10 protein-coding genes and 1 pseudogene are annotated in these 15047 nt (G+C 63.6%); 6 read left to right on the forward strand and 5 right to left on the reverse strand.

The features are described from left to right. Positions 1-5: 5 nt before the first annotated feature. The gene (locus Q363_RS08230) at positions 6-2192 is read right to left on the reverse strand and encodes an alpha-ketoacid dehydrogenase subunit alpha/beta (protein ID WP_035349277.1); all 2187 of its coding nucleotides are present in this window, start codon (positions 2190-2192) and stop codon (positions 6-8) included. 184 nt (positions 2193-2376) lie between these two features. Next, on the reverse strand, positions 2377-4686 hold the full coding sequence (locus Q363_RS08235; RefSeq protein WP_245632107.1) for a sodium-translocating pyrophosphatase: 2310 nt from the start codon (positions 4684-4686) through the stop codon (positions 2377-2379). A 262-nt stretch (positions 4687-4948) separates the two neighbouring features. On the opposite strand from Q363_RS08235, the gene Q363_RS40280 reads away from it, so the two are divergent. From Q363_RS40280 to Q363_RS43835, 3 genes and pseudogenes are all read left to right on the forward strand, one after another. Then, on the forward strand, positions 4949-5932 hold the full coding sequence (locus tag Q363_RS40280) for a S8 family serine peptidase (protein ID WP_035349278.1): 984 nt from the start codon (positions 4949-4951) through the stop codon (positions 5930-5932). Further along, positions 5881-6120 (forward strand): annotated as a pseudogene (locus Q363_RS45365) (S8 family serine peptidase); the annotation flags it as partial. The gene Q363_RS40280 and the pseudogene Q363_RS45365, both read left to right, overlap by 52 nt. 101 nt (positions 6121-6221) lie before the next feature. Beyond that, positions 6222-6650, forward strand: coding sequence for a S8 family serine peptidase (locus Q363_RS43835; protein ID WP_157466629.1), 429 nt, complete (start codon positions 6222-6224; stop codon positions 6648-6650). Here Q363_RS43835 and Q363_RS40295 read toward each other — a convergent pair. Beyond that, entirely contained in the window at positions 6541-6933 is a 393-nt protein-coding gene (locus Q363_RS40295) for a hypothetical protein (protein WP_035349280.1), read from the reverse strand. The genes Q363_RS43835 and Q363_RS40295 overlap by 110 nt on opposite strands. A gap of 100 nt (positions 6934-7033) precedes the next feature. Here Q363_RS40295 and Q363_RS08255 point away from each other — a divergent pair, with 100 nt between their 5' ends. Continuing rightward, positions 7034-7966 carry a mechanosensitive ion channel family protein gene (locus Q363_RS08255; RefSeq protein WP_035349281.1) on the forward strand — a complete coding sequence of 311 codons (933 nt, stop codon included), beginning with the start codon at positions 7034-7036 and terminating at the stop codon, positions 7964-7966. A 7-nt stretch (positions 7967-7973) separates the two neighbouring features. On the opposite strand, the gene Q363_RS08260 is transcribed toward Q363_RS08255, so the two are convergent. Continuing rightward, positions 7974-10133 (reverse strand): thioredoxin domain-containing protein, encoded by a 2160-nt coding sequence (locus Q363_RS08260; RefSeq protein WP_035349282.1) that lies wholly within the window; start codon positions 10131-10133, stop codon positions 7974-7976. A gap of 114 nt (positions 10134-10247) precedes the next feature. Beyond that, positions 10248-12353, reverse strand: coding sequence for a TolC family protein (locus tag Q363_RS08265; RefSeq protein ID WP_035349284.1), 2106 nt, complete (start codon positions 12351-12353; stop codon positions 10248-10250). A gap of 447 nt (positions 12354-12800) precedes the next feature. Here Q363_RS08265 and truA point away from each other — a divergent pair, with 447 nt between their 5' ends. Then, a complete protein-coding gene (gene truA / locus Q363_RS08270) occupies positions 12801-13598 on the forward strand; it encodes a tRNA pseudouridine(38-40) synthase TruA (RefSeq protein ID WP_035349285.1) in 798 nt (265 codons plus the stop codon). Positions 13599-13757: 159 nt separating this feature from the next. Continuing rightward, entirely contained in the window at positions 13758-15020 is a 1263-nt protein-coding gene (locus Q363_RS08275; protein ID WP_035349286.1) for a M20/M25/M40 family metallo-hydrolase, read from the forward strand. Positions 15021-15047 lie beyond the last annotated feature (27 nt).

The raw sequence follows: 15047 nt of genomic DNA on the forward strand, positions 1-15047 counted from the left end.
TGAATCTAAAACGCGGCCAGATCATCCATCGCGCGGTACAGATCCTCAGGCTGAGGCAGAATCACGTCCTCCAGCAGCGGCTGATAGGCCACAAACACATCCATTGCGGCCACGCGCCGCACCGGTGCGTCGAGATCGTGAAAGAGCTCATCGGCGATGCGGGCGGCAATCTCAGCGCCGTAGCCCCAGCTCATCATGTCCTCGTGCGAGACGATCACGCGATTGGTTTTGCGGACACTCTCGGCGATCGCCTCCCAGTCGTACGGCGTCAGGCTGCGCAGGTCGATCAGCTCCACGTCAATTCCCTTTTCACGATGAATCTTCTGCGCGGCCTGCAGCGCACGAGGGACCACCGCACCGTAGGTGACGACCGTCAGGTCCTTTCCTGGGCGGACGATCTTCGCCTTGCCAAAGGGAATCGTGTACTCCGGTCCCGGATACACTGCCCTGCCGAAGGTCTCGCGGTACAGGCGCTTGTGTTCGAGAAACAGCACCGGGTCATCGCAGCGGATCGCGGTCCGCAGCAGCCCCAGCGCATCGAGCGCGTTCGACGGCATCACAATGCGCACACCAGGCGTATGCGTAAAAATGCTCTCGCCTGACTGCGAGTGATAGATCGAGCCGCCGGTCAGGTAGCCGCCGATCGGAACGCGCACCACGAGCGGACAGCTGAAACCATTGTTCGACCTCCACCGCATCACCGATAGCTCGTTGCGCATCTGGTGCATCGCCGGCCAGATGTAGTCGAAGAACTGTATCTCCACCACCGGCTTCAGACCGCGCACCGCCATGCCGGTCGCGCGCCCCACGATGTTCGCTTCGGCCAGCGGAGAGTTCCACACGCGGTCATTGCCGAACTCCATCTGCAGCCCCGAGGTCAGCTTGAAGACCCCGCCTTTGCCCTTCAGCTTGCCTGCGCGCAGCGGCTCGTCGCGCGTCGCATCGGCCACGTCTTCGCCGAAGACGACGATCCTGTCGTCGCGCCGCATCTCGTCCTTCAGGCATGCATTAATCAGGTCCGCCATCGTGCGCTCAGTCTGGTCCGCCGTAGCCACCGGCTCGCTGTAGAAACGCGCGTTCATAGGACCCAGATTCTCCGAATACACATGCCGCAGGATCGTATCCGGCGCTGGCAGCGTCGCCATCACGGCCTTGTCGGCTGCACGTTGCACCTCGTCGTCCACCTGCCGCTCCAGCCGGTTGATCGCCTCCGCGTCCAGAATCCCCTCACGCAGAAGCCACATCTGCATCCGCGAAATCGGATCGCGCAGCGCGTCCGCCTCAAGCTCCGCCTGTGTGCGGTATAGCCGCTCGTCGTCGCTCAAGGAATGCGAGTATGGCCGGATCACATGACCATGCACCAGCGCCGGCCCTTTACCCGCGCGGCACCATGCCACCGCCTCCACCATCGCGTTGTAGCTCGCAATCGGATCTGTTCCGTCGATCTCCGCAAAGTGGAAGTTCGGGAAGTTCGCCACCAGCCGCGAGATGTTGCCGCCCGGAGTATTCGCCTCCACTGGCGTCGAGATCGCATAGCCGTTGTCTTCCACGACGTACAGCACTGGCAGCTTGCCGTTGCTCGCCGTGTTCAGCGACTCCCAGAACTCGCCCTGGCTCGTCGAGCCCTCGCCGATCGAGACATACACCACCTCATCGCCGTGAAACGTCACGTCCTTGAACTCGCGGTAGTCGCCCTCATGTTTCGCCGCGGCCTCAGGATGCTTTGCGAAGTAGCGCCCCCCCTCCGCGCAGCCCACCGCATGAAGGCACTGCGTCGCCGTCGACGACGACGGGCTCACGATGTTCAGCTTCGGACTCGACCAGTGCGACGGCATCTGCCGCCCGCCGCTGGCCGGATCGGCCGCCGCGCCGACGGCCTGCAGCATCTGCTCCTCGACCGTGTTTCCGAGCGCCAGACAGAGTGCACGATCGCGGTAGTACGGAAAGAACCAGTCGTATCCTGGCTTCATCGCCATGCCTGCGGCCACCAGCAGGGCCTCGTGCCCAGCGCACGATATCTGGAAGAAGATCTTCTGCTGCCGCTTCAGCACAATCTCGCGGTCGTCCGTCCTGCGCGACAGATACATCAGCCGGTAGAACTCCACCAGCTGCTCCCGCGTCAGCGACGTCTCCGCCACCCCGCCCTCCGCCTTCTTCTTCTCCACAACGCCACTGCCAGACTGACGAGCCATACGCCTTATCCTCAAACCTCGGAAGCGGCAGCCGGACCCGCGCCACCAAAGAAGATTGTACCGGGAAGCCGCATGACCTGACTTGCCCCTACGGCTCCCCTACAAGCGAATTTCCACTCACACTGTCAATGCCTCCTACTGAAGAGAGGCAACCCGCAGGCCGCCCCTGTTCCTGCGCCTCGCACTAAACGAACAGCGGAGCCAGCACCAGCGTAATCGTGGCGAGCAGCTTGATCAGCACGTGCAGGCTAGGGCCCGCGGTGTCCTTAAACGGATCGCCCACTGTGTCGCCCACGACAGCTGCCTTGTGCGCCTCGCTCTTCTTGCCGCCATACTGCCCGGTCTCGATAAACTTCTTCGCGTTGTCCCAGGCACCGCCGCCGTTGTTCATCAGCATCGCCAGCAGCACGCCAGCGATCGTGCCAACCATCAGCAGACCAGCAACCGCCTCGGCCCCGGCCAAGTTCACCGCGTGGCCCGCGATCGCCGGAACAGGAAGGATCGTGCCCGGAGCATAGCTCGCCGTCCCTGCCTGATAGCTCGAGCTGAAGTGCCGGAAGATCAGCCCGACCGCCACCGGCAGGCCGACTGCAAGGACTCCCGGTAGCACCATCTCCTTCAGTGCAGCGCCGGTCACAATATGGACGCAGCGTGCGTAATCCGGCTTCGCCGTCCCCTCCATGATGCCCGGGTTCTCGCGAAACTGCGCGCGCACATCCTGCACCACCATCTGCGCCGTCCGTCCCACCGCCTTGATCGCGAGCGAGCTGAACAGATACGTCAGCATCGCGCCCAGCAGCGCACCCACAAACACCGGAATCTGCGCCAGATTGATGTTCGTGAAGCTCCATCCCGCCGGCATGTAGCCGCCCGCGTGCGTCACCTTGTCTGTCACGATCGCCTTGATCTCCTCCAGGTACGCCGAGAACAGCAGGAACGCCGCCAGCGAGGCCGACCCGATCGCATAGCCCTTGGTCAGCGCCTTCGTCGTGTTGCCAGCCGAATCCAGCTTGTCCGTGCGCTCGCGAATCTCATGAGGCTGGTGCGACATCTCGATGATGCCACCGGCGTTGTCCGTAATCGGCCCGAAGGTATCCATCGCAAGGATGTAAGCCGCGCAGCTCAACATACCCATCGTGGCGATCGCCGTTCCGTAGATCCCCTTCTCGTAGTCGCCGATTCCCGCAACCGCTGCGAGCCCGCGCACGCCGAAGTAGTAGCTCAGCAGCAGTGCCGCCGAGATCACGATCACCGGCAGCGCCGGAGTCTCCATGCCCACAGCGAGCCCGCTAATGATGTTCGTCGCCGGTCCGGTCAGCGAAGCCTCCGCGATCGACTTCACCGGCCGATACACCGACTCCGTGTAGTACTCCGTGATCCACACGAACAGAAACGCCGTCGCCAGCCCGATCACGCCGCAGCCCAGCAGCCATATCGGCTGCACCATCGGCCCGTTGAGCATCGTATACACCGCACCGGCAAACCCAAGCAGCGCCAGCCCTGACGTCAGGTAGAACCCACGGTTCAGCGCATGCATCGGGTCTTCCTGCTCATTCGTCTTCACCACGAAGACGCCCACAGTGCTCGCAATCAAATTGATCGCATGCACGATCAGGGGAAACAGAATCCCCTTCACCCCGAACACCGGATACAGCGCCGCGCCCAGAATCATCGCGCCCACGTTCTCCGCTGCCGTCGACTCGAACAGGTCGGCGCCGCGGCCTGCGCAGTCGCCAACGTTGTCACCCACCAAGTCTGCGATCACCGCCGGGTTACGCGGATCGTCCTCCGGAATCCCCGCCTCCACCTTGCCCACGAGGTCCGCTCCCACGTCGGCGGCCTTCGTATAGATACCGCCGCCGAGCTGCGCAAACAGCGCGACCAGCGAAGCTCCGAATCCAAATCCCACCAGCTGATACGGCACCGCCCGCGGATTCTCAAGCCCTCCGAAGAACAGGAACAGCACACCGACGCCCAGCAGCGACAGCGCCACGACCACCAGGCCCGTCACCGCGCCGCCTCGCAGCGCCATCTGCAGCGCCTGGTTCAGGCTCGTCCGCGCCGCTGCGGCCGTGCGGATGTTCGCCCGGATCGAGCAGTACATGCCCGTATAGCCCGCCAGCGCCGAGCAGACCGCTCCCATCAGAAAGCTCACCACCGTCTTCAGCGCGTAAGGCGCCGTCCGCTCCGACATGTGATACCCGATGAAGAGCACCACCGCCAGCACCAGCGCAATCGCCCCGATCGTCCGATACTGCCTCTTCAGGAACGCCTCCGCCCCTTCGCGGATCGCATTCGAGATCATCTGCATGTCCGCCGTTCCCGTATCGGCCGAGATCACCTTGCGTGCCAGGATCAGCGCAGCCACCAGCGCCAGCGCGCCCACCCCCAACGCAATCCACAACCACATCCGCCCGTCGCTGCCATCCCCCACCGCAGATGTATAAGGAACTTGCTCTCCAACTGCCATAGCCAGAAGGCTTACCACATGCATGCAAAGGTCTCCTTGAAATCAGCCCAACATCAGATCCAGCAGATTATCCACTGTGCTCCCGGAAGTGCCCGCGATGCGGTGCCCTAAGAGCGGCCAATTAGAGCATGTGCCGATAAACAGGGTCAATGTATCGACAGGTTCAGGCCAACACGACTTGAGCCCCGATACACAAATCAAAGTAATAGCACAGGCGCCCACCTCCGCTAATGCCTTTTCGCCAAAGTGCCGATCAGGAAGACAGCGCAAATCATCGAGGTGTCCTGTGCATGTTCGCCGCTGTCTCCGCCTTACCCTGTGTTCTGCTCTCTCCCTCGCGCCATGCCTGCAGGCGCAGACCGCAGCCACCTCCAGCGCAGACAACATCGTCCCCAACCGCTACATCGTCGTCTACCGCAACGCCTCCATTCGAGGTGACGCCGAACTCCGCGCGCAGGCCGTCGGCGCCCGCGTTCAGCGCCACGACCGTCTCGGCATCGCCACCGTTCAAACGCTTCAACACTCCGCCTCGCCTCTTTCCGCGAAGATCACACTACCTCAGGAAGACGATCGCGCCATCATTCGCCTGCTCGCCGCGCAACCCGGCGTCGAGTTCGTCCTGCACGACCGCATCGTCACCGCGCACCGCCTCCGCATCCGTCCCGTGCCCGGCTCCCTCGACCCCACCTTCTCGGTCGTCTCCGGACCGGCCGCCGCCTTCGACACCTACTACAACTCGCCCCAGGGATGGGCCGTCCGTCAGGCAGGTGGCTACGGCCGCAACACTCCCGGCGGTCCAGCGCAGGGCCCCTGGGACACGACCACCGGTCGGGGCGTCCGCATCGCCGTCATTGACAGCGGGGTCGATGCCGCCCACCCCGACATCGCCCCGAATCTCGGCCTCAATGTCTCCGAGGTCGATCCCACCGTGCTTCCCAGCGTCTGCGACGACGGCTCCCTGCAGGATCAGGCCGGTCACGGCACCTGGACCGCATCGCTCGCCGCCGCCGCTCTCGGCCCCGGCACAGGCCGCGTCGTCGGAGTCGCTCCCACCGCAACCATCCTCAACATCAAGGTCCTCGAGCGCATGCCGCTGGCGATCGTCGGAGCCTCCAATGCCGCACGCTGTACCTCAGGCGACTCCAGCGGCGTCCGGCGCTTAGTTGGGTCATCCAAGGCATCGACGACGCCATCGCCAACCACGCCGACGTCATCTCCATGTCGCTTGGCGCCACCATCGATCTCTCCACTGGCGACGGTGCAGGCATAAAGGCGACCTTCGACCGCGTCACCTACGCGGCCACCCAGGCGGGAGCGGTCGTCATCGCGGCAGCGGGCAACAACGGCTACAACCTCTCGAACCCACGCTACGTCGAGATCCCCGCGCAGTCCCGCGGCGTCCTCGCCATCGCCGCCTCCACCAACCCCGACTGCATGGAGGACACCCGCACCGGAGCCGTCTGCGTTCCAGGCCCACCGCCGCTCGCCTACTACAGCACTACGGAGCGCCCCTCAATGCGCTCGCCGCGCCCGGCGGAAGCTACCCCTCAGGGTCCGACATGGCCGTCAGCGGGTGGGTTCGCGGAGCCCGCACCTCCGGCCTTCCCAACACGGCCGATGGCGTGCCCTCCGACCCCGGACACAGCTTCGGCTGTTTCGACCTCGGACACACTGCCTATGTCCAGGCCATCGGAACCAGCGCCTCGGCTCCGCTCGTCGCAGGCGCCGCCGCACTCCTGCGAGCCGCGCATCCTGACTGGGACGCCACAAAGACCGTCAACGTTCTGCGCTCCACCGCCACCACACCCACGCCCACCTCTGCCAATCCCCGAGATCGACACGGCCGACGCACTCAAACAGCCGTAAGAGAGGCCACGCTCAGCCCTTCATTCTGTCCTTCACGCTCTTGGCCAGCTTCTCGATCTCCTCGGCCTTCTTGCTCAGATCGGTTGGCGACAAGCCCTTGTCGCTCTGCACTTGCTCCTTGAAGTTCGACACCAGTCCTACCAGCTTTTCGGTGTCCGACTCCAGCCGCCTCTGCCGCTCGCTGTTCCGCGACCGAGCCTGTTGCTCGGCCATCCGCGCTCCCAGCATGTCAGGAGCCCCCGACGAATCGAGTCCACCCATCGGCGACATCGGAACCATCGGAGGGTAGTTCGTCCTCGGAGGCGGCGGCGGCTGCGGATTGCTCTGCCGCTGCCCCAGCACAATCACACCCGACGCGCCCACCAGCAGCGCCGTTCCTATCAGGGAAATCCGTCGTGTCTTCACGTGTCCCCCTCTCCTCGCCTTCCGGCTTTGCATCCAATCCACGAATTACTGCATTCTGAAGGAAACCCGAACTCAACCGCGAAAGCGAGATGCCAGTATCATGCTCCTTCTGGCCCAGGCCCTGCAAGAACCTCCCCCGGAAGAACGTCTCTCCCAGCTCCTCGCCCGGGAGTGGAACCAGGACATATCCGTCTTCCTTCACGAGAAACTGCCGAAGCTCATCGTCGTCCTCGTCCTCACCTTCATCGTCTGGCGCATCGTAATCTTCTTCGTCAACCGGCTACGCAAGCATGCCGAACTGCAGGTTGGCAACTTCCACCGCGCCGCTCAGCTCCGAACCATGGCCTCTATCCTCCGAGCCACCTCCTTTGGCGTCCTCGGATTCCTCGCCTTCCTGCAGGTCCTCACCATCTTCAACATTCCCTATCAACCGCTGCTGGCCTCGGCCGGCATCCTCGGCGTCGGCATCGGACTCGGAGCCCAGTCCATCTTCAAGGACATGCTCAACGGTATCTTTATCCTGCTCGAAGATCAGTACAAGGTCATCACTATCGCCGGTCTCAAGGGCACTGTTGAGGATCTCTCCCTCCGCAGTACCCGCCTCCGCGACGGCGACGGAACCCTCCACCTCATCCCCAACAGCCAGATCGCCACTGTCTCCAACCAGTCGCGCGACTTCTCCATCGCCTCGCTACCAGTCTCCGTCGACGCCACCGCGAATCCCGACAAGGTCATGGCACTCCTCCGCCGCGTCGCCACCGAGGTCCGCAACGATCCTGCATTCAAAGACATCGCCGTCGCCGACCCCGACATCGCCGGCGTCAACGACATCCGCGGCCGCGAGATCATCTACCCGATCAGCATCCGCGTCCGCGCCAACCAGCGCGACGGCGTCCTCCGCGAGTTGCGCCGCCGCATCATCCTCGCCTTCGAGAAGGATGGAATCCCCCTGGGAACCTCCTCCAACATGCTCGTCATGCAGCAGAAGCCGGACCCCACCGCCCCACCGGCCCCGCCAACCATCGGCGCATGAATAGTCGCTACAGCGCCTGGTTCATCGCCGCAATCAGCTCATCCACGGTTCCGACCGGAGGCAGGCATCCCTTGCCTGTGCAGACCACCGCAAAGCTGCCCGACGATTCGTCCTTCAACCACGGCAGATGCGGAAGCGTCTCCGCGAGCGTCGGCGGCAGCGCTGCAAGCTCCTCCCGCCGGAAGCGGATCACGCTCTTGTTCACCGCGTACCGAGCCAGCGCAACCGCCTCAAGCCTGCGGGCCTCCGCGTCGTCGCCGATCACGCAGACCTGAACAGGCCGCTGCACCATGCGCTGCAGCGCCAGCCCGTAGCTCGCCGCATACAGCCCGAAGTGCTCCACGATCCCCGCAAACGTCTCCAGCGTCTCCTGCGCCTTCACCGCATCGTCCTCGCGGCCGTTCAGAGCCTCCAGGCGCAGCAGCAGCGTCGCCGCTACGGAGTTCCCCGCCGGCGTCGGCGAGTCCTGCAGAGGCTTTCTCCGCACCGTCAAAGCGCCTAGGCGTTGCTCTCCACCCGCAGCTGCCTCGGTGTCGAAGAACCCTCCGCCAACCGGATCGTAGAACCGCCTGACCACCGCCCGGGCAATCGCCTCCGCGGCATCGTAGTAGCGAATCTCCCCAGTCGCCTCCCAGGCATCGAGCGCTGCATTACCCATGAACCCATAGTCTTCGAGAACTCCAGCGACGCGCTGCCCCGGACTCTGTCCTTCGCCATACGCCACGACATGCGCCATGCCGGCATCGCCGTCCCACGCGCTCTTCAGCACGCGGTCCAGCGATTTCAGGGCAAACTCCCGCACCTCCGGCATATCGAGCACACGCCCGGCCTCAAGGTATGCCGAGATGCACATCCCGTTCCAGCCCACGTATACCGTCTTATCCACATACGGCGTCGGCCTCTTCAGCCGCGCCGCGTACATCTTTCTCTTCGCAACCGTCAGCAGTTCCCTGGCCGTCTCCGGAGAGATGCCATTCGACTTCGCCACTCCCTCCAGCGTCCCGCGCACGTGCAGCACGTTCTTCGCAGGATTGTGATGCATGTCCCCGATATCGCCGATGTCGTAGTAGGCGCTCGCAACCGCAAGCTCCTCGGGCGTCAGCACCGCAGCCGCCTCATCCAAGGTCCATGTAAAGTAGTCGCCATCGTCGTCGAGGGAAAAGTCCGCGTCCTGCGAGGCATAGAATCCTCCGCGCTCGCGGTCGCTCAACCACTCGTCCATCCACCGGATGATCTCTCGCGCCACACGCGCGCACTCCGGTTCGACGAACGTCTGGAAGGCGTGCACATAGTTCTTCAGCAGTTCGCTGTTGTCGTACGCCATCTTCTCGAAGTGCGGCACCACCCATCGCTCATCCACTGAGTAGCGATGAAACCCGCCGGCCAGATGATCGTAGATTCCCCCGCGCGACATCTTTTCGAGCGTCACCATCGCGGCCGTCTTCGCGTCCTCGCCCACCTGCTCTCCAGCCCCCACCCATACCCGCGACGACGCATCCAGCAGAAGGTCGATCGCTCCCGAGTGCGGAAACTTCGGCTGCGACCCGAAGCCGCCCGAGCGCGCATCGAACTGCTTCAGCGCCGATCCCACCAGCTTCGCTACCAGCTCCGGCCCCGGATTCCCTGCCCGACCCACAAACGACTCGTTGTGCTCAATCGCCGCCATCACGCTGCCCGCCGAGTCGTTCACCTCCTCGCGCCGCTTCTGGAAGGCCTCGGCCATCGTCAGCAGCACGCGCGGAAAGCCCGGTCTGCCATGCCTGTCGTCCGGCGGAAAATACGTCCCTCCAAAGTAGGGCTTGCCCTCCGGCGTGAGAAACGCCGTCAACGGCCAGCCTCCTTGTCCACTGATCGCCGCTACCGCAGCCTGGTAGCGCGTATCGACGTCCGGCCTCTCGTCCCGGTCCACCTTCACCGCGATAAAGTGCTCGTTGATCAGCTTCGCCGTCTCCGCGTTCTCATACGACTCGCGATCCATCACGTGGCACCAGTGGCACCACACCGCTCCAATATCCAGCAGGACCGGCTTGTCCTCAGACTTCGCTCTGGCAAACGCCTCTTCACTCCACTCATGCCACTCCACCGGCTGATGCATCGCAGACCGAAGGTATGCTGAGGCCGCCTTCGCCAGGGCGTTCCACTGCTCCGTTTTCTGTCCGTCACTCATAATCACCAGTGTATTGCAGCGCGCTCCCTAAATCCCCGCAACACTCTATCTCATCGGCAAACAGCAAGGCCCGGACCGAAGCCCGGACCTGCCTTGCATGCGTTGAAATCCAGACTACTGCGGAGGAGGACCTGTCGGAGTCCCCGGAATCGGCTTCGGCGCTTCAGGAGCCTTCGGCGTCGTCAGTCCCGGAATCACGGGTGGCCGCGTGATGTTGCCCGTGGCCGCATCCTCAATCCTGATTCCGTACTTGTCCAGCAGATTCGAAAGCAGCTGCCCCAGCGCAACGCGATCCTTTGCGTAAGCCGCCAGCGCCGAGATCAGGTTATTATCGGCCGTCGCCAGGTTCCGCTGCTGCTGCAGAACCAGTGCGGTCGTCGAAGCACCCAGCCGGTACTTCTTCTGCTCAGCGTCAAGGCTCTGCGCCGCAAAGTCGCGCGAGGCCTGCGCCGCCTGCACCTGCGCCCGGTCGTTGGTCAACGCATACTGCCCGTTGATCACATTGATGCGAATCTGCGTATAGAGCTGCTGCAAACGCATCTCCGACTGGCGGTACTCCATCTGCGACCGCGCCTGGTCCGCCTGCGCAATCCGGTTCCGCAGCGGAATATTGATGCTCACGCCCACACCCTTGTCCGGGAAGTTGTTGTTGAAGGTGTTGCTGAGCACATCTCCGTAACCCGTCGTTGGAACGGGGCAGACTCCCGGACCAGCCAGTGCACAGTTCAGATTCGGATTTTGAGGGCCACCCAGCCCCGATCCACCGTAGAAGCCATACGCATCCACCGTCGGCAGCAGATTGTTCTTGAACGCCTTGATCGTGATCTCGTTGTTCTTCATGTTCAGCACGGCCTGTTCGATCTGCGGATTGTTCGCATACGCCTGCCGCACGAGATCTTCCGTCGGCATGTCCTCTTCCGGCAGCCGTTCCAGGCCCACGCGGTCGGTTGGAATCACTGGAGCAGCCGACAGCGTCGGATCATTCAGGTTCCGCGCGATCGCCTGCTTCATCAGCAGCTGTTGATACTCAAGGTTCGTCTGCGAGGCCACCAGGGCCTGCTTGTCCGTCGCCACCTGCGCGTCCGAGTTCACCACATCCAGCGGAGCCAGCGTTCCAATCTCCAGCTGCTTGCGGTTATCCGAGGTCAGCTGCGTCGACTGGGCCAGAGCGCGCGTCTTCGCCTGCTCGTCCTCATACGCGCTCACCAGACCAATGTAGATGTTCTCCACCTGGGTCACCGTGAACAGCAGTTGCTGCCGGAACGCGGAATCCGTAATCCGCCGGTCATTCTTCGCCTGCAGAAGCAAGCGCGTGTTCAGCCACGGTCCGAAGCCCTGCAGCAGGTGCTGCGTTCCCCTGATCTGGAAGAACGAGTTCACCTGCGGGCTGTAGGTCGCTCGGATGCTGTTCGTGGTCGTCCGCGAATTATTGAAGCTGAAATTCAGCAGGGTGCCCGTGACAAAGCCCTGTTGATAGCCGAAGTTGTAAGTACCAGTGTTCTGGTTAAGCGTATTGGTTCCAGTAAGGAACGTCGTGGACTGCTGCGTGCTTGCCGATTCGTACTGCAGCGTGCCTGTCAGCACCGGATCACGGTTGATCGGCAGCGGTCCACCGCCGTTGGTGCTCAGCACGATACCCGTAGCGCCGGCAGCTCCGCCACCCGCGCCGGTCGTCGTTCCGCCCGGACCACCGCCGCCCGTGATCGTGGATGTGGTTCCGCCAATGGTGTTCGTCACCAGACCCGTCGAAACACCGCGGATTGTTCCACCAGCCTTCGTACGCAGAATATCCGTGTCTGCAATATCCAGGTTGATGCGCGCAATCTCGATGTCGTAGTTGTTCTGCAGTGCAAGCATCACCGCATCCGACAGGCTCAGATAAATCTTGCCGTCGCGCAGCAGCTGAGCCAGTTGCGGCGAGTTGCCCAGCCGTGTCTCAGGAACGTTCGTCGCCGTATACGGCGCAAGCGGATTCCAAATATGGCTCTTCGGCTTCGTGTAATCCACATTCGTGTCCCGCAGATACAGCGGCTCGGTCGGCTTCGGCGCCGGAGCCTGCGGCAGCCCAGGGGTCCCTGTCGTGTCCGTCACCACCGGCTGCTGCGGCGCCGGTGCCGTGGGATTGGTCTGAGTCTGCGGCTGAGGGTTCGCCTGCTGCGCCACCACCGGTTGTGTGCTCACGCTCATCAGCAGCAATCCGATGCTCGCCGCCGCCTGCATATCCCTTAATCTCACGATGCGCTCTCCAACTCTTCCTTGTGTCATGCTCCCGTGTCATGCCCAGACGGGCACTTCCCTACACCTGGGCAATTTGCCGGAACTTCCCTCTTGCTTGCTAAACCCGGCACAACCCGCGCCAAGTCACAACGGCTCTTTCTCTCTCAGTAGCTCTCTAAGACGCGCAGCATGTTCCCAAGGACTCATAAAGATGATGATGACCTGCAGGAGACCTTCCCTGCAGACCAATCCAACCGGAAGGCTGCGGCTTGGCTCTGATACGCACACACCTGCCGCTTCGTTCCCACCGACTCCGCAAATTTTCCCCGATTCGCAACGCGCTAAGTATATCAACCCCCATCCGTTACTCCCCTCAACCGAGCCCGGGGAACCAACACTCTCACCTCATTCACGTCCCCCACGCTCGCATGTTACCGTCCATCTATCCCCATGCCTCACTGGAAGCTCACAGTCGCCTACGACGGCTCGTCCTACAACGGATGGCAGATTCAGCCCGGCCTCCCCACCGTCCAGGGAACCCTCGCCCGCGCCCTCCACCACATCACGGGCGAGATCGTTCTCCCCCAGGGCTCCGGCCGCACCGACACCGGCGTCCACGCCCTCGGACAGGTCGCCAGCGTCTCCCTCCAATCCCCCATCCCCGCGTCCAATCTCCAGCGCGCCCTCAACCACATCCTCCCCGCCAGCATCCGCATCGTCTCCCTTGAAGAAGCCCCCGCTGACTTCCACGCCCGCCACAGCGCCCGCCGCAAGACCTACGAGTACCGCATCGCCACCCAGCCCATCTGCCCGCCCACGCTCGCTCCCTTCGTCTGGAACTGCACATGGCCCCTCTCGCTCACCGACATGCAGCAAGGCGCCGCACACGTCATCGGAACCCACGATTTCACCTCCTTCGCCGCCACCGATCCCGACCTCGCCAACCGCAATGCCTCAGATGAATCAGATGAAGACGACAACACCTCGTCTGACGGGCCCGCAAAGACCGCCATCCGCACCATCTTCGCCTCCACCTGGCACCGCGACGGCGACCTGCTCTTCTACCGCGTCACCGGCTCCGGCTTCCTTCACCACATGGTCCGCAACCTCGTCGGAACCTTCGTCGACGTGGGCCGCGGACGCACCGCCCCCGGCCTCGTCCCCACCATCATCGCTGCCCGCTCCCGCACCGCCGCCGGCCCCACTGCCCCACCGCAAGGCCTCTTTCTCGTTGAAGTCGACTACTGACGTTTAGTAGAAGCGTCATTCCGACCCTGAGCGAAGTCGAAGGGGAAGAACCCCCGCATTAAACACCGCTCTCGCCGGCATAAATCCCAGTCTTCCGCCATCCCCTCGATCACACTCCACAAACCCAAACCCAAAATCGCGCTACTCTTCCTAGAAGCCATGTCTGCCGCCAACCATCAGCGCATCACGCAGCTTGCGACCCTCACCGCGGTCCATCGTGCCTTCCACTGGCTTCATCTCCATCAGCCGCAGATCCGCCACTGGCTCCTAGACACCGTCCGCATTCCCGCTCCCCCCTTCCACGAACAGCAACGTGCCGAGTTCTTCCTCGACCGCTTCCGCTCCCTCGGTCTCTCCAACGTCCACGCCGACGAAGAGGGCAACGCCCTCGCCGAACTCACCCCCGAGGACCACACCTCCGATCACCCCGTCATCCTGCTCTCCGCACACCTCGACACCGTCTTCCCCCCAGGCACCCATTGCGAACCCGTCGAGCGCACCGACACCCAGCGCATTCACTGCCCCGGCATCTGCGACAACGGTGCCGGCCTCTCCGCGCTCCTCGCCATCGCCGCTGCACTGCGCTACGCCCGCATCAACCCGCCCGCAACCATCCTCTTCGCCGCAAACGTAGGCGAAGAGGGCGAAGGCGACCTCCGCGGCAGTCGCTACCTCTTCGAGCACGGCACCTATCGCGGGCGCATCGCCGCCGCCATCGCGCTCGAGGGCAGCGGAACCTCAACCGTCGTCACCCGCGCACTCGGCAGCGTTCGCTTCCGCGTCACCATCACCGGTCCCGGCGGCCACTCCTGGTCCGACGCCGGAGCACCCAACCCCATCCTTCTCCTCAGCCGAGGCCTCGCAGCCATCGCAGACCTTCCCCTCTCCACCTCGCCCGTCACCACCCTCAACGTCGGCCACATCTCCGGCGGAACCTCCGTCAACTCCATCCCCTCCTCCGCCACCGCGCTCATCGAACTCCGCTCCACCCACTCCGAGCACCTTCACATCGCCACCCGTGAGATCCAACGAATCTTCGACGAACTCATGGCTCCGCTCGCAGCCACGTCCAACCCCGCAACGCATCACATCGAGACCATCGGCGACCGCCCAGCCGCTTCTCTTCCCGACAACTCCGCCCTCCTCTCCACCCTCCGCGCCGTCGACCGCCACCTCAACCTCTCCACGGAGCAGCGCCTCGGCTCCACCGACGCCAACCTCCCCCTCTCCCTCGGCATCCCCGCCCTCGCCATCGGCACCGGAGGCATCGGAGGCAACATCCACACCATCGAGGAGTGGTACGACCCCACCGGTCGCGAGACCGCTCTCCGCCGCATCCTCCTTCTCCTGCTCGCCGCCACCCAGATCGCTCCCAAGCTCGCCGCCGAATCAAAGCAGGAATCCTCCGCAACCGTCTCCTGAGCCGGGTGCCGGTGCCCCAGGACCTGC

The organism is Edaphobacter aggregans DSM 19364, from assembly GCF_000745965.1.
In the GTDB taxonomy this organism is placed as follows: Bacteria; Acidobacteriota; Terriglobia; order Terriglobales; family Acidobacteriaceae; genus Edaphobacter; species Edaphobacter aggregans.

Excerpts from the sequence above, each read along its gene's own strand:
- Q363_RS08230 (WP_035349277.1), bottom strand. The coding sequence starts at position 2,192 with ATGGCTCGTCAGTCTGGCAGTGGCGTTGTGGAGAAGAAGAAGGCGGAG.
- truA (WP_035349285.1), top strand. The coding sequence starts at position 12,801 with ATGCCTCACTGGAAGCTCACAGTCGCCTACGACGGCTCGTCCTACAAC.
- Q363_RS08260 (WP_035349282.1), bottom strand. The coding sequence starts at position 10,133 with ATGAGTGACGGACAGAAAACGGAGCAGTGGAACGCCCTGGCGAAGGCG.
- Q363_RS08235 (WP_245632107.1), bottom strand. The coding sequence starts at position 4,686 with ATGCATGTGGTAAGCCTTCTGGCTATGGCAGTTGGAGAGCAAGTTCCT.
- Q363_RS08275 (WP_035349286.1), top strand. The coding sequence starts at position 13,758 with ATGTCTGCCGCCAACCATCAGCGCATCACGCAGCTTGCGACCCTCACC.
- Q363_RS08255 (WP_035349281.1), top strand. The coding sequence starts at position 7,034 with ATGCTCCTTCTGGCCCAGGCCCTGCAAGAACCTCCCCCGGAAGAACGT.
- Q363_RS08265 (WP_035349284.1), bottom strand. The coding sequence starts at position 12,353 with ATGCAGGCGGCGGCGAGCATCGGATTGCTGCTGATGAGCGTGAGCACA.
- Q363_RS43835 (WP_157466629.1), top strand. The coding sequence starts at position 6,222 with ATGGCCGTCAGCGGGTGGGTTCGCGGAGCCCGCACCTCCGGCCTTCCC.